The 18659-nt window shown below is 66.3% G+C and carries 15 protein-coding genes; 2 read left to right on the forward strand and 13 right to left on the reverse strand.

What is annotated here, in order from left to right:
* Positions 1-44: 44 nt before the first annotated feature.
* The 10 genes from QY325_15250 to QY325_15295 form a co-directional block, all read right to left on the reverse strand.
* On the reverse strand, positions 45-2612 hold the full coding sequence (locus tag QY325_15250; protein WKZ66110.1) for a PIG-L family deacetylase: 2568 nt from the start codon (positions 2610-2612) through the stop codon (positions 45-47).
* 16 nt (positions 2613-2628) lie between these two features.
* The gene (locus QY325_15255; GenBank protein ID WKZ66111.1) at positions 2629-4245 is read right to left on the reverse strand and encodes a hypothetical protein; all 1617 of its coding nucleotides are present in this window, start codon (positions 4243-4245) and stop codon (positions 2629-2631) included.
* Between the two features lie 55 nt (positions 4246-4300).
* The gene (locus QY325_15260) at positions 4301-5077 is read right to left on the reverse strand and encodes a LytTR family DNA-binding domain-containing protein (protein ID WKZ66112.1); all 777 of its coding nucleotides are present in this window, start codon (positions 5075-5077) and stop codon (positions 4301-4303) included.
* 11 nt (positions 5078-5088) lie between these two features.
* On the reverse strand, positions 5089-6213 hold the full coding sequence (locus tag QY325_15265) for a histidine kinase (protein WKZ66113.1): 1125 nt from the start codon (positions 6211-6213) through the stop codon (positions 5089-5091).
* Between the two features lie 158 nt (positions 6214-6371).
* The gene (locus QY325_15270; protein WKZ66114.1) at positions 6372-7166 is read right to left on the reverse strand and encodes a hypothetical protein; all 795 of its coding nucleotides are present in this window, start codon (positions 7164-7166) and stop codon (positions 6372-6374) included.
* A gap of 84 nt (positions 7167-7250) precedes the next feature.
* On the reverse strand, positions 7251-7757 hold the full coding sequence (locus tag QY325_15275; protein ID WKZ66115.1) for a dihydrofolate reductase: 507 nt from the start codon (positions 7755-7757) through the stop codon (positions 7251-7253).
* Positions 7754-8548 carry a thymidylate synthase gene (locus QY325_15280; GenBank protein ID WKZ66116.1) on the reverse strand — a complete coding sequence of 265 codons (795 nt, stop codon included), beginning with the start codon at positions 8546-8548 and terminating at the stop codon, positions 7754-7756. Before QY325_15280 ends, QY325_15275 begins: the two co-directional genes overlap by 4 nt.
* A 399-nt stretch (positions 8549-8947) precedes the next feature.
* Entirely contained in the window at positions 8948-9475 is a 528-nt protein-coding gene (locus QY325_15285) for a hypothetical protein (protein WKZ66117.1), read from the reverse strand.
* A gap of 255 nt (positions 9476-9730) precedes the next feature.
* The gene (locus QY325_15290) at positions 9731-11200 is read right to left on the reverse strand and encodes a chloride channel protein (protein ID WKZ66118.1); all 1470 of its coding nucleotides are present in this window, start codon (positions 11198-11200) and stop codon (positions 9731-9733) included.
* Positions 11201-11341: 141 nt separating this feature from the next.
* On the reverse strand, positions 11342-12979 hold the full coding sequence (locus QY325_15295; protein WKZ66119.1) for a hypothetical protein: 1638 nt from the start codon (positions 12977-12979) through the stop codon (positions 11342-11344).
* Between the two features lie 148 nt (positions 12980-13127).
* Between QY325_15295 and QY325_15300 the strand changes: the two genes are divergently transcribed.
* Positions 13128-14597, forward strand: coding sequence for an MBOAT family O-acyltransferase (locus tag QY325_15300; GenBank protein WKZ66120.1), 1470 nt, complete (start codon positions 13128-13130; stop codon positions 14595-14597).
* A gap of 3 nt (positions 14598-14600) precedes the next feature.
* The gene (locus QY325_15305; GenBank protein ID WKZ66121.1) at positions 14601-15545 is read left to right on the forward strand and encodes a hypothetical protein; all 945 of its coding nucleotides are present in this window, start codon (positions 14601-14603) and stop codon (positions 15543-15545) included.
* Here QY325_15305 and QY325_15310 read toward each other — a convergent pair whose 3' ends face one another.
* From QY325_15310 to QY325_15320, 3 genes are all read right to left on the reverse strand, one after another.
* Complete coding sequence (locus QY325_15310; protein ID WKZ67996.1) at positions 15546-16868, reverse strand: nucleoside transporter C-terminal domain-containing protein; 1323 nt, start codon at positions 16866-16868, stop codon at positions 15546-15548.
* Positions 16869-17004: 136 nt separating this feature from the next.
* Positions 17005-17595: a bifunctional nuclease family protein gene (locus QY325_15315; protein ID WKZ66122.1), complete on the reverse strand. Its 591-nt coding sequence runs from the start codon at positions 17593-17595 to the stop codon at positions 17005-17007.
* Positions 17596-17696: 101 nt separating this feature from the next.
* The gene (locus QY325_15320) at positions 17697-18635 is read right to left on the reverse strand and encodes an electron transfer flavoprotein subunit alpha/FixB family protein (protein WKZ66123.1); all 939 of its coding nucleotides are present in this window, start codon (positions 18633-18635) and stop codon (positions 17697-17699) included.
* Between the last annotated feature and the right edge of the window lie 24 nt (positions 18636-18659).

The raw sequence follows: 18659 nt of genomic DNA on the forward strand, positions 1-18659 counted from the left end.
GTGAATGCCAGCTCTGCCGCCATTCACCATTGACCATTCGCCATTCACTTTGCATTTGTACTCCGCGGCGATATCAGATTCGCAAAAAACCGATACGCTCCCGGCACCCCCGCGGGCAACTGCCGGAAGAAGCTGATGCCCGTGTAGATGAAGCGTCCTTTGCCGTGATCGCAGGTGATGAGGCCGCCGGTGAGCGGTTGTTCGCCGGGATCGTTCCACGCGATGAGCGGGGTGTAGTTGGTTCCGAACTCGCCGGCGAAGTAGAGGCCGCGTTCCTGCACCCAGCCCTCAAAGTCGGCAGCGGTGATGGCGTTCGGTGTGGTAAGCAGCGGGTGCTTGGGATCGAGGAAGGTGGGCGGCGCCTCCTCCACGGTCACGCGGTCTCGGGTGATCTTGAAGGGGTGGGGGCCGAGCGTACTGGGATCGATCTGGAAATCCTCCACACCGGAGACGGCGAAGCGCGGTGTGGTGTTGTACTGCACCACCAGCGTACCGCCTTGCTCCACGTATTGGAGCAGCAGCGGGTGCAGCTCCTTCATGCCCTTGGTGGCGTTGTAGGCGCGGATGCCGGTGACGATGGCGTCGTACTTCTTGAGTTCTTCCAGCTTCGCGGTGGAAGGCTCTATGTACTCGACAACCACACCGAGCTGCTCCAGGGCCTGCGGCACCTCATCGCCGGCGCCCTTCACGTAGCCCACGCGTTTGGCGGTGGTAGATGCGTCCTGACGTAAGACCTTGACCTCTGCGGGGGTGTAGTATACTTGGGGCATGATGTGCGGGTAGTCTATTTCGTGCAAGGTGCGATCGGCCCTGCCCTTGGGGCCTACGAATTCGAACCTCGCAATACTCACTTCTTCTTCGTTAGTCCAGTGGTCTTCGTGAAACAGCTTGAATGAGAAGCTCTGCCGATCTCCTCGCTTGGGAATGTTGACAACCTTCAAGTCTTTTGTTGTTGTCCAACTTCCTGGCAAGGCAATGTTCAACTGTCCGAAAAGACTGTCAGTCAGTGCTTCAACCTCTACAACTATCTCGGCTGCAGCGGTTGTCTCTCCACTTCCCCGCGCCATGATGACGTTCGTCTTCGGGATCACCGAGGCCACGGGCGTGACGTACACCGGGCGGATGCGTTCACCGGCCACGCGGTCGACCCATTTGTAGGTGACCATCGGGGCAGAATTGAGAGGGACGCCTTCATAGGATAGACTCAACCGAGGAAAGCGTTGAGCATTCCATGTGGGGTTGCCGATTCGGGCATTATCATTGACCACGTGCAGCCCTCCGTGGGTGTTGTCAAGCCAATACGGGGATGTCACACTGCCTAATCGACAAGTGAGCGACTCCGACCATTGTTGATCGAAAAACGAGGGCACCTCATTCTTCCAACCATCACAATCGAAGCCTACTTCATACACGGCTGCTTTTCCTGGGCTGCGATTGATGACGCTCAGAGTGGTGGCGACGGAGTCACTGACAGAAACGTAAGGGCTAGCCGATAACGCTTCCGTTACGATACCGGTACAGGCTAAAGCAAGCGTGTTCAAGTCATTCAGCTTGTACCCGAATGGGCTATCGTGCACGACGCAATTGTGCATCGATTCATTGATCTTTTCGAGCTTCTGAATCGATCCGTATGGTCGAGCCGGTTGAAATGAACTAATGGTTTCTTGGATCGCATTAGTGATCGCACTCCCTCCTTTCACCCGTCCCCACGTCATGTCGATTCCCTCGAAGATGTCCGTCGTCTTGGGCCGGTCGCCTTTCACGAGCTTCAGGTACTCCAGCATCTCCCCCCGCGTTTCCGCCGCACCGAAGCCCTGGCTCTTGTGCATGCTGCGGCTGCGTCCGGCGATCTCGGTGTAGCTCAGGCCCAGCAGCGGGTCGTAGCCGCCCACGTCCACGGTGAACCAGTCGGGGTCGTTCTTCGCGATCTCGGCCAGGTCCTTCTTCCACCACGTGCTGCCGTTGAAGAAGAGGCGGCGCGGTTGCCACACCTCCAGCCCTTGCTCCAACTGCTCCGGAAAGGCCTTGGGGTCGCCGGCCAGGTCGAAGGCCTCCTCGGCGAGGATGGCGCTGGCCTCGTGGTGGCCGTGCCCCGCACTGCGGTCGGGCGCGAAACGGGTGATGATGATGTCCGGCCGGAACATCCGGATCACGCGGACCACATCGCTCAGCACTTCCTGCTTGCCCCACTTCTCGAAGCTCTCGGCGGCGTTCTTGGAAAAGCCGAAGTCCACCGCGCGGGTGAAGAACTGCTCACCGCCATCGATGCGCCGCGCCTCTAGCAGCTCCTGCGTGCGGATGATGCCCAGCGCATCGCCCAGCTCGGGACCGATGAGGTTCTGTCCGCCATCGCCGCGTGTGAGGCTGAGGTTGCCGGTGCGCACCTTCTTGCCGTTGGCGAGCCAGGCGATCAGGCGGGTGTTCTCGTCATCGGGATGCGCCACGATGTAGAGCACGCTGCCCAGCACGTTGAGCTTCTGCATGCGATGCAGGATCTCGGCGGCATGGGGTTGTGCGGGGGGGCGTTGTGCTGAAAGCTGAAAGTTGAAAGCTGAAACTTGAAAGAGGGCGACCGCGATCAGGCGCAGTGCCCGTGACGAGCTGAGGTGCATGGCCCCGAAGGTATCCCTAGCGCTCGCGCGGCGTGTAGATCACCGGGTCGGCCGCCGGGTCCACAGGCGCGTAGTGCGCCTCCAGCCATTGCACCACGGGCCCTAAGTAGGTGGCCGTGCTATCGCGGTGGAAGACCACCGCCAGCGCAGGCGGGTCCTGCTGCAGCTGGCTGACCATCTGTGCCAGCTCAGCATTCGTGCGGTCCCCGGGCCAGTGGTAGCCCCACTGGGTGGGGTTGCGCCGTTGGCTGAGCACGTAATAGGCGGGCTGGTAGGGGAGCACGAGGACGGCCTCGGTGGGCCCGGTGCGCTCTTGGATGGTCCGTACCGTGGCGTCGATGACATCGGCTTCCGAAGCCCGTTCCAGCAGCCCGGCGCGCTCCGCCCGGAGGGGTTGCAGGTCCCGCTCCAAGGGCGGCAGCAGCATGTGCCACGCCACGATCGCCAGGGCGGCGAAGCAGGCAGCCGACCCCGCGGCGATCAGCGATCGGCCCTTCGCATGGCGCTCGCCCTCTAGCCCCAGGGCGCGCATCGCATAGCCCGGCAACCAGGCCAGGAGCACCAGTGTCGGATGGAGGGTGATCACGAGGTGGGGGAGGTCGGACCGCACCAGCACCTGCGCATACATGAGCATGGACCATGCCGCGAGGAACAGGCCAAGGGCCTCGCCCTCGCCATACCCTTTGCGGCGTGCGCGCCAGACCACGAGACCCAGCGTGGCGGATACCGCCAGCGGCGTGATGCGGAAGACCACGAAGGCCAGCAGGCTCCCGGCGGGCCCTTCCTGGCCGAGGGAGGGCATGGGGATGGCGCTGGTGGCGCTGTAGCGGGTGAGGGGGAAGAGCACCAGCTGGTCCCACATGGCGGGCAGCGCCCCCTGCGTCCAGAAGAAGAGCAGCGCGGGAAGGGCGACCGCTGTAGTGCCGAGAAGCCAGTTGCCCAGCCGGAACCTCGGCCCGGGCGCCAGCTTTGAGGCGGGGACGAAGCGGAGGGCGATGGCGAGCGCGGCGATGGAGAGGGCCATGTAGAAGCCTTGGTCATGGCGCACCAGCATGCTCAGCGCGGCTACGGCGCCGGAGGCGAAGGCCAGGACGCCATGCACGGCGCGCAGGCTGCGGACGGCCAGCCACACGCTCAGCAGGCTCAGCATCAGCCCCTGCCAGATCGCCAGCGGTGCGAAATGCATGTGCGGCAGGCCCACGAGCACGGCTACCGCCGCGGCCCCGAACGCCCATGGCGCCCCAGCGAAGCGGCGCGCGATGGCATAGGTGAGCAGCACCATGGCCGCGTGGATGAGCACCCCGGCGACCCTGAGCTTGAGGAAAGAGAGCCCCGCGACGGCGCTCCAGCCCGCCATGAGCATCGCGGAGAGCGGCCCCTGCAGGGAGTAGAAGTCGCGGTGGGGCAGCTGGCCGTGCAGCACACGCTCGGCGCAATGCGCCATGAAGCCTTCATCACCCAGGTCGAGGGTCTGGCGCACGATCGGAAGGGCCACGACCGCCACGAGCGCCAGGAGAACGAGCGGCGCCCAGCGGGCCAGGCGCGGTGGCTGCGATCCGCCGGTCGGACGGGCTCCGCCCAGCCCTTCTGCGGGGAGCGATGCTGTACGGGACTTCGGGCGTGCGGTTTCCACGGCGAAAAGGACCGTGAAACTAGGGAAACGAGCCGTACGGCGGAAGCCCCCCAGGTCAGACCGCCTGGTCCTGCAGGGCCCGGGCGATCGGTTCCTTGTAGCTGCGGCCGCTCACGATGCGGTCGCCCGTCTCCATGGAGAAGATGAACTCGTTGTTCCCGCTGTACCGGGCGGCGCGGACGTGGGCCCGGTTCACGATGTAGCTGCGGTGGATCCGCAGGAAGCGCTGCGGGTCGAGCTCGGTCTCCACCGCGTTCATGGTCATCCGGTACAGGTAGTGCCGGTCCTTCAGCTGCAGGTTGATGTAGTTGCCCTCGGCCCGCAGGAAATGGATGTCGGCCACGCTCACCTTGTGCTCCCGCCCCTTGTCGCGGATGGTGAAGACCTCGGTGAACTCGCTGCGCGCGTGCATGTGCTCGCGCACCAGGTCCATGAGCTTGCCGGTCAGCTTGTCGCTCATGCGCATGTCGATGTGCCGCTTGGCCTTCTCCAGGGAGGCGAAGAAGCGGTCGTCGTCATAGGGCTTCAGCAGGTAGTCCACGGCGTTCACGTCGAAGGCCTTGAGTGCGTAGCGGTCGTGGGCGGTGACGAAGACCACGAAGGGCATGCGGTCGCCGGCGATGCGGTCCACGGTCTCCAGCCCGTTGAGCGAGGGCATCTGCACGTCGAGGAAGAGCAGGTCGGGCCGGTGCTTCTGCACGGCTTCCACGGCCTCCTGGCCGTTGCGGCATTCGCCGATCAGCTCCACCTCGGTGTCCTGCGCCAGGAGCTTGGCCAGGCGGGCGCGGGCGGCGGGCTCGTCATCGACGATGAGGGTGCGGATGTGCTTCATGGGAGTTACGCTTAGGTTGACGTGTCGTGTTCGTAGGGGATCAGGACAGTGGCCGAGAACCCCCGGCCGTTGGGGGAGGTGATGGTGAGCGAACCGCCGTCGCCGTAGAGGAGCTTGATGCGCTCGCTCACGTTGCGCAGGCCGATGCCGCCGTTGGCCATCGCGTTATGGACATCCTTGCAGCCCTTTCCGTTGTCTCGCACCTCCAGGGCCAGCCGCCCGTCCAACCGTTCAGCCCTGATCCGCACCTCCACGCGCTCTTCCGTCGCATCGGGGCCGTGCTTGATGGCATTCTCCACCAGCGGCTGCAGCACCAGGCTGGGCACCTGCGCGCCCAGCAGCGGCTGCGGCACATCGTAGGTCACGCGCAGGCGGTCGCGGAAGCGGATGCTCTCGATGTCGAGGTAGTTGCGTATGTAATCGACCTCCTGCTCCAGGGGAACCCGGTCACGCCGTGACTGGTCGAGCGTCACGCGCAGCAGCTGCCCCAGCCGGCTCAGCACCTTGCGCGCATCGCCCACGTGCTCGTCCATCAGTGCGCTCACCGTGTTCAGCGTGTTGAAGAGGAAATGCGGCTGCAGCTGCTTCTTCAGCGCGTTGAGCTGCGTCACCTGCAGTTCATTGCGCAGGCGCAGCAGCTGCTCGTGCTCCTCGCGGCGCAGGCGGGCTCCGTCAAGCGCCACCAGCACGCCCATCAGCACCCAGTACTCCATGGTGCGCGTGAAGGTGGCCGGCAGCAGGGCGTGGTAGGCCCAGTCGCGGTACTTGGGGTCGGTGAAGTCGAATTCGCCGCGCGTCTGCAGGATGGCGTAGTAGATGGAGGAGGTGACCACCTCGTGGAAGCCCGCGATCAGCAGGCCCAGGCCGAGGTGGATGAGCAGCACCCGCCAGAGCGGGCGCTCCGTGAAGGGCCACCGCTGGAAGATGGAGTAGACCAGCGGGCAGAGCAGCGCCCAGAAGAAGAAGTTGAGGTAGGGCACGGGGGCCTCGCGCCACCAGCGGAACTCGCCCATGTCCTTCAGGTCCCGGTACACGTAATGGTGCATGTAGGCCTGGAAGAGGAAGAGCGTGGCCAGCACCACGGCGGTGAGGAGCACCGTGCGGTAGCGGATGGGCACGCGGCGGAAGTAGGACATGGCGGAGCTGTCGCACGAAGCTAGACCCGCCACCAAGGGCATTGGGATGAACAGTGATGAGCGGCAAGGGGCGGGATGAGCGGTTCGGCACGCTGACGCCGCCCGGAATGACGAAGGGCCACCGGTTGCCCGATGGCCCTCTGCGGAAAGCGCCTCGTTCAGCCGATGGTGACCGTGAAGGTCTGGCCGTTCACCGTCACGGTGAAGGTGCCGTCGCAGCTGCCATTGCCGTAATCCACCACGCGCACGGGCCGGTTGGCGGGCGTGATGGATACGGTGCCCGCCGTGATGAAGGGGCAGTTGAGGGCCACGCGCAGCGCCTGCGTGATGGCGGTGGCGTAGGCCACGCCGTTGCGGTTCACGCCGCTGCCTCCACCGGTGATCAGGTACACATCATCCGCCAGGGCCGGAGTGTCGGAGCCCTGGATCCAGGTGCGGGTGCGTTGCGCCTGGTGGGTGGAGGTCCAGCTGCCGTCGCCGGCGGTGAGCGCGCCGTTCACCGTCACGCTGAAGTGCAGGTGGTCGTTGGCGTCCAGCCCGAGGTTGGTCACCGTCTTGGTGCCGGTGACCAGGTTGTTGTTCACGTAGTAGTCCTGCGGGGTGATGGTGATCACCGTGCCCGCATCGCGGTAGCGGCCGGTGTAGCTCACCAGGATCCGGCCGCGGCGCAGGCGCCCGTTGGCGGCGGTGCAGTTCACATCCCCGAAATCCAGCGTGATGGTGCGCGGCGTGGCGGTGGTATCGAAGGTCACCACGGGGTCGCATTGGTCGCGCAGGCCGTTGTCCTCCACGGCCTTGTCCACCTGGGCCAGCATGTCGCTGAATGCGTCCTCGGCGCGCGCGTTGTCGCTGGCCGAGGTGAAGTCGATGTCGGGGGCGTCCTCCTTGTCCTTGCGGCAGGCGGTGGCGAGGAGGGCGAGGGCGGGGATGAGGTAGAGGATGCGGGTGCTCATGGGGTGGCGCCGTGGCCGGGCGCGGGCATCGGGGTCGTGGCGTTGGGGGTGACGGCCTTTGGACGCAAGCACCGTGCCCGGGGTTTAGATCCGGTCCATCACAACGAAGGTGAAGGCATGCGCATGGCGGGCGTCCGCCGGGTGGTGCGCGCGGCTGCGCTCCACCCAGTGGCGCGGGTCCACCTCGGGGAAGTGCGTATCGCCCGGCACCTGGGCATGCACCTGCGTGAGGTAGAGCCGCTGCACCAGGCCCTGCGCGAAGGCCGCGCGGTAGATCTCGCCGCCGCCGATCAGGAAGGCCTCCGTTTCGCCGGCCGCGCGCGCCCGCTCCAGCGCCGCCGCGATGCTGGGCACCACCACGGCGCCGGGCGCATCGTAGGCGGCGTTGCGGCTCACCACCAGGTTCACGCGGCCCTTCAGCGGGCGGTACTTCACGGGAATGCTCTCGTAGTTCTTGCGGCCCGTGATCACGTGGTGGCCCTTGGTCACGCGCTGGAACCAGGCCATGTCGTCCGGCAGGCTCCACGGCAGGTCGCCCTGGTGGCCGATGATGCCGTTCTCCGCAACGGCGGCGATGGCGCTGACGATCATACCGCCACTTCGGCCTTGATGTGCGGATGCGGGTCGTAGCCCTTCAGCGCGAAGTGCTCGTAGCGGAAGGCGAAGAGGTCGGTCACCGTGGGGTCGATCTCCATCCTCGGCAGCGGGCGCGGCTCGCGGGTGAGCTGCAGGCGGGCCTGCTCCAGGTGGTTGTTGTAGAGGTGCACGTCGCCGAAGGTGTGCACGAACTCGCCCGGCTGCAGGCCGCAGACCTGGGCCATCATCATCGTGAGCAAGGCGTAGCTGGCGATGTTGAAGGGCACGCCCAGGAAGGTGTCGGCGCTGCGCTGGTAGAGCTGGCAGCTGAGCTTGCCTTCCGCGACGTAGAACTGGAACATGGTGTGGCAGGGCGGCAGGGCCATGCGGTCCACATCGGCGGGGTTCCACGCGGTCACGATCAGGCGGCGGCTGTCCGGGTTCTTCTTGATCATCTCCACCACGTTGGCGATCTGGTCGATCACGCGGCCATCGGGAGTGTGCCAGCTGCGCCATTGGTAGCCGTACACCGGACCGAGGTCGCCGTTGGCATCGGCCCACTCGTCCCAGATGCGCACGCCGTTGTCCTGGAGGTACTTGATGTTGGTGTCGCCCGCCAGGAACCAGAGCAGCTCGTGGATGATGCTCTTCACGTGCAGCTTCTTGGTGGTCACCAAGGGGAAGCCTTCGCTGAGGTCGAAGCGCATCTGGTGGCCGAAGCAACTGATGGTGCCCGTGCCGGTGCGGTCGTGCTTCTGCACGCCTTCGTCCAGGATGCGGCGGAGGAGGTCGTGGTACTGGCGCATGGGTGCGGCGAAGGTACCGCAGCCCCATGGCCATGGGCCGCAGGACTTGCTAACGGCTGTGGATAGCGAGGCGCTGTTCTCCCTCACTCCACCAACATCCGCTCGTTTGGCAAAGGAATGCTATTGAAAGACCATGAAACTGCTATTGAATGACGACCCTCACAACGAAGCAGCCTGCAGCTGATTCCAACACGATACTGTAGAAACCTTGCAATGCGGAGACATCGAGTTGCTTGATCGGTCCATCCGTTTTAGAACTACTCAGGGTCTCCGACTCGGGCCCCTGCACGACCTAGCCGAACATGCCAGAAGTTCTGGTCGGAACCATCATTTGCACATCGATGTAAACAATCAGACGAACGGAGTTAACCACCCAGACCCTTGTCAGCGGCACGCCGTCTATTTACCCCCCTCTTGTGGTAAGGAAAGGAAGATGCCAATCCGCAACGACCACTCAAAAACGCTCTGGAGATCTATAGGGCCGCTGACCAGATCGGCTTGGTCCTCTCTCAAGGGTATACAGTAAGATTCTGCCAAAGAAAGGAATGGTTCAACGCCATTGAGGATGCGATACCGCAGATTGACCATAGGCCCGAGTGAGAGTCCGCGCAGATCGAACACTTGGAAGGACGACAAGTAGTGCTCGGTGTTCTGACGGTCATAGTAGCCCATTTCCACCCCCAGGTCCACATGCAGCCTAGGTCGAAGGTCCAAGGGCTTCAGGATCGCCAAGGATAGACTCCTTTCCAACACTTGGTGCCTGGTCGAGGAGAGTTCATCATCCTCAGCCCAGAGATAGGATGCTCGCAGATCAAGGTAGAGAACCTGCTCTGACATTCCGAAGCGGAAGCCTCCGCCCACACCATCGAGTGCCTTGTCCACGAAGGGCACCGGTCCTTTCAGTTCATACGCGGCGAACAGCTGCACGTCTTGGGCGGAACTCTGAGAGGTCAGTATAGCAACGCACAGGACCTGTATCACGCGCCGTATCAGCGAGCTTTTCCATCTCTGCATCATCTCCGGATCACAACTGAGCAACACAGCAGGCGGACGTGCCACCTGTACATTGGTTCGGTCCTCCAAGTGCATCTGGGCTAGGCATGCATCGGCTAACAGAACGGAACACCTCGGTGTGAAGTACTTCCGCGTTCGTTCACCTTCAGCCTACCATGCCACACTTCTTCAGAATCCCGCCCCCGCCTCCGGCGCACTACTGTTCGGGTCGGCCGCACCACGCACCCCGTTCCGCTGTGGTTTCTCGGGCGGTGGCGGCCAGTCGGGCAGGGCCTTCAGCAGCCGCTCCTTCATGCGCTCGTAGTAGCTCTTGCGGTCCACCACATAGGCGATCATGTAGCCCACCACGCTGGCGTACATGAGCTGGAAGATGGCGCTGTGGCGGTCGGTCATCTCCAGCACGAGGATGGCGCTGGTGAAGGGCGAGCGGGTGACGCCGCTGAGGAAGGCGGTCATGCCCGCGAGCACCAGCAGGTTGAATTGGCCGCGGTTGTCGGCGAGTCCGAGGGCCTCGGTGAGCCATCCGCCGATGGCGGCGCCGCTGGCCAGCGAGGGCGCGAAGATGCCGCCGGCGCCCCCCGCGGTGAAGCTGAAGAGGGAGCCGAGCACGCGTGCGCCCACATGCCGGGCGCCGGTCTGCGGGTCGTCGGCGAAGAGGTGGTCCTCCAGCAGGTGATGCCCGCTGCCGATGGCCGATGCGCCCAGCGCGTGCACCACGGTGGCGAACAGCAGGGCGCAAACCAGTGCGAAGAGGCCATTGGCCAGGGCGCCGTGCAGCCCGCGCCGGAACTTGTCGAAGGCGAGCACCGCGCGGCAGAAGAGCGCACCGGTGATGCCCGCGATGGCGGAGAGCAGCAGGATCTTGTACATGAAGCTCACGGTGGCGGGCGCCAGCTTGGGGTAGCCCAGCATGAGGTAGGGCCCCAGCAGCCATTGGGCGGTCATGCCGCTGAGTATCACCGCGGTGAGCACGGCGGTGCGGAACTGCGCCATGTGCGTCTTGGTGAGCTCCTCCACGGCGAAGACGATGCCGCCCAGGGGGGTGTTGAAGGCGGCGCTGAGGCCCGCAGCGCCCCCGGTGATCATCATGATGCGGCGGCTCACCTTGGGCCAGAAGGGCGGCAGCAGCCGGTGCACGGTGCGGTAGATGCTGCCGGCGATCTGCAGCGTTGGCCCTTCGCGCCCCACGGCGCCGCCGCCCGCCACCATGGCCAGGCTGCTGGCCACCTTCACCAGCAGGATGCGCAGGTTGAGGAAGCGCCCGCTGCGGTCGCGCTTCTTGTCGGTGGCCACCTCCACGGCGGCCATCAGCTGGGGGATTCCGCTGCCGCCCGCCAGCGGCGCGAAGCGGTACACCAGCCACCAGGCCAGCAGGAAGGTGACCGGGGCGGAGAGGAAGATGAGCCGGCGGTCGATGGCGAGCAGGTCGGCATTGAGTTCGCCCATGGCGTTGAAGAGCCAGGCGTAGCCCACGGCGATGAGGGCGGTGAGCACGGCCGAGATCTGGTAGGGCAGGGCCAGCAGGATGAACTCCTTGGCCCGGGTCTTCACGAGCCACTGCCGCACGCGCTCCAGCAGGGCAGAGGCGGCGGCCAGGGTGCGCTCGGAGAAGGGGCGTGGGCGCTCGCGCTGGGCCATGGCGGCGAAGCTAGCCGGTGCTGCGCCGCGGAGGGCCGGGGCGTGGGCGGGTTGCCAACAGCGCGGCGCGGAAAGGGGGCCGGCCAGGAATGCAAGTCGGCCCGCTGCAATCGGCCGGGGCCCGGCTGAAGGCCGGCCGCGTTAACGTTCCTCGCCGAGCCGGGCCAGGTCGATGACGGTGAAGCGGTACTGCGTGCCCCGGTCGTAGCTCTTCACAAGCGCGCGCGAACCGCCCCATTCCAGGAGCGTGCCTTGCGGGCAGGGCACGAATCCGTCTTCCATCATCAGGGCCGTGCCTTCGCGCTCCACGGCACCGGTGCGCGCATCGAGGAAGGCGGCCTTGAGCACCTGGGGCTCGGCGGGCCGCAGGTCCTTCTGCCCGGCCGCTTCGCCACCGGCGCGCAGGATGGCCTCATAGCCCTTGGGCGTGTGCCCGTGCAGCAGCAGCAGGCGCCCTTCCATGGGCACGGCCACGCAGCCGTCGTAGGCCTGGCCGGCGGTGGTCATCAGGGCACGGTCAATGGTGCGCTGCCAGCCGATGCTGTCGTTGGGCTGGACCTGGCTCACGCGCACGGCTCCCCCGAGGCGGCGCATGGCCACCGCATCGCCCATGGGCAGCATGAAGTCGTGCTGCAGGAAGGTCTCCACCACCAGCAGCCCGCCATCGGGCCCGGGCAGCAGGTCCACCACTTCGTCGGCCACCTTGGCGGTGCGCGCCGGCGGCTTGCGCGGGTCGGCCGTGGGGTCGCCGAAGGCCATGAGGCGCGCCTTGCGGATGCTCGGGAGGCGCTGCGCGGTGATGGGGGCGGGCTTCAGCTTGGGGTCGGCGGGGTCGAAGGTGATCGCCAGGCCGGGTTGGCCGGTGAGCGCACCATAGCGCAGCGCCAGCGCGAGCCGCCCATCGCTGCGGGGCAGCAGGCGCGCACTGGCTACGAAGTCCTTTTCCAGCAGGATGTCGCTCACGGCCTTGCCGTCCTCGGTGAGGGTGGTGAGGTGAAGCTCGTGGCAGTTCTTGTCGCCGAGCTGCTCCTCGCTCTTGCACTGGTACACGTAGGTGAGCAGGCGCACGGTGCCGTCGTCCTCCACGGCGATCTGGTGGATGCTGCTCTTGGCGTCCTCGTAGGGCAGCTCGGCGGCCGCCTGCCAGAGCACGGTGAGCTCGCGGTCGAGCCAGGCCAGCGCGATGCGCTTGCCGCCCTTGGTGCTGTGCGTGAAGTGGTTGAGCAGGTAGTGCTGCCCGTCGGGGGCGGGAATGAGGCGCTCGCGCTGGGCATAGGCCAGGCCGCGGGTGAAGAGGATGGGGTCGGGGAGCGGCCGCGCCGCCATGGTATTCGCCGGGTCGTTGGCGTAGGGGATGTCGCATGCAGCCAGCCGCCGGAATCCGGTGAGCGACAGCGCGCTTCCGGCGCTGACCTCGGCGATGCCGAATTCGCTGCCCTTCTTGGTGGCGCTCACCAGCAGCACGCGCATGCGCGCACCGTCCATCACGGGCGTGACGGCGGTCCATTTGAGGCCATCGAGCAGCACGTCCTTCAGGGTGAGCTCCTCGGCGGGCTGCAGCAGCGCATCCAGGCGAATGGCCTTCGGGGTGATGCCCTCCTCCACGTAGAGCAGGTGGCGCCCATCGGCCGCGAAGGCGCCATCCACCACGGTGAGCAGGTCGCCCGTGGCGCCCTTCATGCTGCGTGCGAAGGGCTTGCCGTGCTGCACCACCGTGGGCTGGGCGCTAAGGGCGATGGAGCAGAGGACCAGCGCGGCAGTGTGCGGGAGGCGTCGCATGCGGAGGGTGTTGGCGGGCTGAAAGTAGCGCCCATGGCGATCCTCGCGCCGTTGCCTGTGAACACCGGCCTGTGCACCATCGCGCCGGTCGCAAGGGGCGGCGCCCCCGGTGCCCCGGTAGCTTCGCCGCACCCCGCACGCAGGAAGCATGCTCTTCAACTCGCTCGACTTCCTGGTCTTCTTCCCGGTCGTCACGGGGCTGTTCTTCCTGCTGCCGCCCAATCGCCGGTGGGTCCTGCTGCTGATCGCCAGCTACTGGTTCTACATGAGCTGGCGGCCCGAGTATGCGCTGCTCATCGCCTTCAGCACGCTGGTCGACTACTTCTGCTCCTACCGCATGTCGGAGCTGCCGGACAAGCGGGCACGGCGCCCCTACCTCTGGCTGAGCATGACCACCAACCTGGGCCTGCTCATCTTCTACAAGTACCTGGGCTTCTTCGTGGCCTCGGCGGGGTCCGTGGCGCAGGCGGTGGGCATCGACTGGCAGGCCCCGGTGCTCGACATCCTGCTCCCCGTGGGCATCAGCTTCTACACCTTCCAGACCATGAGCTACACGATCGACGTGTACCAGGGGGTGGTGAAGCCGGAGCGCCATGCGGGGATCTTCGCGGTGTTCGTGGCCTTCTTCCCGCAGCTCGTGGCGGGCCCCATCGAGCGCGCGGGCTCGCTGCTGCCGCAGTTCCGCCAGGTGCAGGTGTTCGATGCGGCGCGGGTGGCCACCGGGCTGCGCCTGATGGCCTGGGGCATGTTCAAGAAGGTGGTGATCGCAGACCGCGTGGCCGTGGCCGTCAACCATGTGTACGGCTCGCCGCACGATTTCCCCGGTCCCGTCCTGGCCCTCGCCACGGTGCTGTTCGCGATCCAGATCTACTGCGACTTCAGCGGCTACAGCGACATCGCCATCGGCACGGCGCGGGTGCTCGGCTTCTCGCTCATGCTCAACTTCCGGCAGCCCTACCATGCAGCCAGCATCAGCGAGTTCTGGAAGCGCTGGCACATCAGCCTCAGCACCTGGTTCCGCGATTACCTCTACATCCCATTGGGCGGCAACCGCACGGTGAAGTGGCGCTGGTACTACAACCTCTTCATCACCTTCCTGGTGAGCGGCCTCTGGCACGGCGCCAACTGGACCTTCGTGGCCTGGGGTGCGCTGCATGGCGCCTACCTGGTGCTGGCCATCGTCTTCGCCCCGCTGCGCGACCGGTTGGCTGCGGCGTCTGGCCTGGCCCGGCTGCCCCGCCTGTCGCATGGGCTCAATGTGGCGTGGACCATCCTGCTCGTGCTCGTGGGCTGGGTCTTCTTCCGCGCCGCGGACATCGGCGATGCGATGCACATCGTGCAGGCGTCCTTCACCGGGCATGCGGCCTGGCTCGATCCCGCGCAGGCCAAGGCCATGGTGCAGGCGCTCGGGCTCGGTGCCACGGAGCTCGGCATCGCGTTCGCGGCCATCGTGTTCATGGAGGCCGTCCACCTGGTGCAGGCGCGCTGGGGCGCCGCGGCCTTCCTGGCCCGCATGCCGGCCCCTGCGCGGTGGGCGGTGTACGTGGGGCTCGTGGGGGCCATCATCTACTACGGCGCCTACCACGGCGGCGGCCAGTTCATCTACTTCCAGTTCTGAGCCATGCACCGCCTCCTCCGCTGGATCCTGCTTGTGGCGCTGCCCTTCGTGCTGCTGATGGGCGGCGTGGCGTGGATCGACCCGTTCAACTACTTCGACGGCCCGGGCCCCGTGCCGCTGGAGACGCGCCGCGCCAACCTGCGGCACAGCGGTGCCACCATGCCGCACTACACGCTCACGTGGAAGCTCATCGAGTACCGCCGCGCGCCGGTGGCCGACATCATCATCGGCGATTCGCGCCTCACGCGGTTCGATGCCGGGCTGGTATCGTCCATCACCGGCCGGCCGCTCTACAACTTCGGCGTGCCCGGCGGCAACACCCCCAGCATGCTCCGGACCTTCTGGTACGCGGACAGCCTGGCGAAGCTGGAGACGGTGTACCTGCAGACCGGCTTCCGCAACTGGAGCGCCGCGCAGGACTATGACATCTGGGAGGGCCCGGCATGGGCCGCGTCGAGCGCCGTGCGCTACCTCACGGACCGGGACGTGCTGGGGAAGGCCTGGCTGGACGCGCGGGCGCATTGGGGCGGCGTGCAGGCCGAGGGGATCGCCGATGACCAATGGGCCAAGGTGATCAGTAACGAACGGGCCGTGCTGGAGCAGTATGCCCCGGCGCCGCATTTCGCAACGGAGCTGCGCCGCGTGGCCGAACGGTGCAGGGAGCGCGGCATACGCCTGGTGATCATCGACCTGCCGGTGCACGACGAGGTGCATCGGATGGAGGAGGCGTTGGGCCTCGGCGCTGGGATAGCCGCGTACAAGGAGCTCATGCGCTCCACCGCGGCCTATTGCGACTTCGCCGGGCCAAGCGCGATCACCGCCGACCGCGCCCAGTACATCGATGCGCTGCACACCAGCAAGGCGCTGCTCGATGGCGTGATCCGCGAGATCTGGCAGGGGCCGGCGGTGAACGGCACGGTGAGCGATGGGCCCGTGGCCGGCCGCTGATCACACCAGCATGCCCACGATCGTGGCGCTCAGCAGCGAGGCGAGCGTCCCGCCCAGCAGCGCGCGCAGCCCGAACTCGCTGAGCCATTGCCGGCGGCTGGGAGCCAATGAGCCGATGCCGCCGATCTGGATGCCGATGCTGGCGAAGTTGGCGAAGCCGCACAGCATGTAGGTGGCCATGACGATGCTGCGCTGATGGGCGAAGGCGCCGCTCGCTTTCAGTGAGGCCAGGCTCTCGTAGCCCACGAATTCGCTGGCGATGATCTTCTCGCCCACGAGCCGGCCGGTGAGGGTGATGTCCTCCCCCGCCACGCCGATCAGCCACATGATGGGCGCGAAGAGGTAGCCCAGGATGAACTCCAGCGAGAGCTGGGAGAAATTGCCGCCGGAGACCTGCGCCACCCATGGGTTCAGCCCCGTCACCTGGCCGAGCTTCTGGAAGCCGTAGTTGGCCATGGCGATGAAGGCGAAGAAGACCAGGAGCATGGCGCCCACGTTGGCGGCGAGCTTCAGCCCTTCGGTGGTGCCGTTGCTCATGGCATCGAGCAGGTTGGTGCCCACGCGCTCCATGCTCACCTCCATGCGGCTCTCGATGGGCTCGGTCTGCGGGAAGAGCACCTTGGCCACCACCACCGCGCCCGGCGCGGCCATCACGCTGGCGGTGAGCAGGTGCTTGGCGAAGAAGAGCCGCTGCACGGGGTCATCGCCGCCCAGGAATCCCACATAGGCCGCCAGCACGCCGCCCGCCACGGTGGCCATGCCGGCCGTCATCACCAGGAAGATCTCCGAGCGGTTCATCTTGTCCAGGTAGGCTTTCACCATCAGCGGGGCCTCCGTCTGGCCCAGGAAGATGTTGCCGGCGGTGCTCAGGCTCTCGGCGCCGCTCAGGCGCATGGTGCGGTTCAGGGCCCAGGCCAGGGCATACACCACCTTCTGGATGATGCCGAGGTAGAAGAGCACGCTGGTGAGCGCGCTGAAGAAGATGATGGTGGGGAGGATCTGAAGGGCGAAGATGAAGCCGAAGCTCTTCACATCGAGGAGGCTGCGGAACAGGAACTCGCTGCCCGACTTGGTGAAGTCGAGCACCTTCACGAACATCTTGCCCACCACCTCGAACAGCCACTGCGCCGGCGGCACATAGAGGATGAGCAGTGCCATGGCCAGTTGGAAAGCGAGGCCGATGCCCACCACCCTCCAATCGACCTGCCTGCGCTTGGCGCTGAACAGCCAGGCGATGGCGGTGATCACCGCCATGCCCAGCAGCCCCCGCACGATGGAGAGCCCCGACGGACCGGTGAGCGGCGCCGGAGCGCCCTGCGCCATGGCCGGTGCGGCGATGTGGATGAGCGCGAGGAGCGCGAGCAAGCGGAGCGGCTTGGCCATGCGGTGGGGGTGTGGGTAGCGAAGATGCGGTTTCTCGCCGTTGCGGCGCGGCCCGCCGCCGCAGGCACCGTCGGCGCTAATTCGTCTGCTCGCGCCGCTTGATCTCGTCGCGCAGCTTGCTGGCGCGCTCATAATCCTCGTTCTCGAGGGCCTCCTCCAGCATGCCGCGGAGCTCATCGATGCTCGCGCTGGTCACCGTCTTCTTCTCGCGGCCCTTGCGCTCCTGGCCGCCCTCGCCCTCCTTCTCTTCCTCGCCTTCCTCCACCTTCAGGCCGGCAGCGCTGAGGATGGGCTCGAAGGTGTAGATGGGGCAGTCGAAGCGCAGGGCCAGAGCGATGGCATCGCTGCTGCGCGCGTCGATCTCCACCTCGCGCGCGTCCTGCTCCACCACCAGCTTGGCGTGGAAGATGCCCTCCACCAGGTCGCTGATGATCACCTCCTTCAGGTTGAAGCCGAGGGTGTCGGCCACGTTCTTGAACAGGTCGTGCGTGAGCGGCCGGGCCGGCTTGATGTTCTCCACCTGGATGGCGATGGCCTGGGCTTCCACGCCCCCGATGATGATGGGAAGGCGGCGCTCGCCGAGCACCTCGGAGAGGATGAGGGCATAGGCCCCCGCGTGCGTGTGGCTGTACGTGATGCGGAGGAACCGCAGCTCGACCTTGTCCATCCTCTTCCGTGCGGGCCGTGAAGGTAGCTGTTCGCGCCGTTGGTAGGGCCGGTCGGTCGCCGGTTGCCCGTCGCCGGCCGATCGCCCGGGGCGGCCTATCGTCAGCGTTCCGCGTTGAGCTTCTTCGCTGCCGCGATGAGCTTGGGCAGCACCTCGAAGGCATCGCCGACGATGCCGTAGTCCGCGGCCTTGAAGAAGGGGGCCTCGGGATCCTTGTTGACCACGCAGATCACCTTGCTCTGGTTCACGCCTGCCAGGTGCTGGATGGCGCCACTGATGCCGATGGCGATGTAGAGGTTGGGGCGGATGGCCACGCCGGTCTGCCCCACGTGCTCGTGGTGCGGGCGCCAGTGCATGTCGGCTACCGGGCGGCTGCACGCCGTGGCGGCGCCGAGCTCCCGGGCCAGCTCCTCCACGGGGGCCCAGTGCTCAGGGCCCTTCATGCCGCGGCCGGCGCTCACCACCAGCTCCGCTTCGGGCAGGGGGATGCCACTGCCGGCCTTGCGCAATTCCTTCACGGTGATGCGCGCCGGACCGAGGTCGCCGCTGTACTCCTCCACACTGGCGCTGCCGCCGTTGTTGGCGATGGCGATGCTGTTGGGCGACAGGCTCACCACCTTCATCGGGGTGCTCACCTCCACCTCGGCGCGGGCCTTGCCGCTGAACACGTTGCGCTTGAAGCGGCCGCCCTCGGGAAGCCCGGTGGCGCCGGCCACATGGCCAGCCTTCAGCCGCGCGGCCAGGCGCGGCGCCACCGCCTTGCCGGTGGCATCGTGCACGCATACGATGGTGGTGGCGCCTTCCTTGGCGGCCGCATCGGCCACCAGGCGGGTCAGCTGCTGGCTGTCCAGCGCGGTGATGCTCCGGGCCACGATCACCTTGCTCGCGCCGTTGGCGCCCAAGGCCTCCAGGCCGGTAGCGCCGCCGAAGGTGACGGCGGTGACGGGGCCCTCGGCGAGCCGGCTCGCATAGGTCACGGCCTCTTGGGCCGCCTTGGGCAGCTTGTCGCCGCGGGTATCGATGAATACGATGGTGCTCATGGAAAGGGAATTGGGGGGCGGGAA

The sequence above is a fragment of the Flavobacteriales bacterium genome (assembly GCA_030584065.1).
Taxonomy (GTDB): domain Bacteria; phylum Bacteroidota; class Bacteroidia; order Flavobacteriales_F; family PHOS-HE28; genus PHOS-HE28.

Excerpts from the sequence above, each read along its gene's own strand:
- QY325_15250 (WKZ66110.1), bottom strand. The coding sequence starts at position 2,612 with ATGCACCTCAGCTCGTCACGGGCACTGCGCCTGATCGCGGTCGCCCTC.
- QY325_15260 (WKZ66112.1), bottom strand. The coding sequence starts at position 5,077 with ATGAAGCACATCCGCACCCTCATCGTCGATGACGAGCCCGCCGCCCGC.
- QY325_15265 (WKZ66113.1), bottom strand. The coding sequence starts at position 6,213 with ATGTCCTACTTCCGCCGCGTGCCCATCCGCTACCGCACGGTGCTCCTC.
- QY325_15270 (WKZ66114.1), bottom strand. The coding sequence starts at position 7,166 with ATGAGCACCCGCATCCTCTACCTCATCCCCGCCCTCGCCCTCCTCGCC.
- QY325_15275 (WKZ66115.1), bottom strand. The coding sequence starts at position 7,757 with ATGATCGTCAGCGCCATCGCCGCCGTTGCGGAGAACGGCATCATCGGC.
- QY325_15280 (WKZ66116.1), bottom strand. The coding sequence starts at position 8,548 with ATGCGCCAGTACCACGACCTCCTCCGCCGCATCCTGGACGAAGGCGTG.
- QY325_15290 (WKZ66118.1), bottom strand. The coding sequence starts at position 11,200 with ATGGCCCAGCGCGAGCGCCCACGCCCCTTCTCCGAGCGCACCCTGGCC.
- QY325_15295 (WKZ66119.1), bottom strand. The coding sequence starts at position 12,979 with ATGCGACGCCTCCCGCACACTGCCGCGCTGGTCCTCTGCTCCATCGCC.
- QY325_15300 (WKZ66120.1), top strand. The coding sequence starts at position 13,128 with ATGCTCTTCAACTCGCTCGACTTCCTGGTCTTCTTCCCGGTCGTCACG.
- QY325_15305 (WKZ66121.1), top strand. The coding sequence starts at position 14,601 with ATGCACCGCCTCCTCCGCTGGATCCTGCTTGTGGCGCTGCCCTTCGTG.
- QY325_15310 (WKZ67996.1), bottom strand. The coding sequence starts at position 16,868 with ATGGCGCAGGGCGCTCCGGCGCCGCTCACCGGTCCGTCGGGGCTCTCC.
- QY325_15315 (WKZ66122.1), bottom strand. The coding sequence starts at position 17,595 with ATGGACAAGGTCGAGCTGCGGTTCCTCCGCATCACGTACAGCCACACG.
- QY325_15320 (WKZ66123.1), bottom strand. The coding sequence starts at position 18,635 with ATGAGCACCATCGTATTCATCGATACCCGCGGCGACAAGCTGCCCAAG.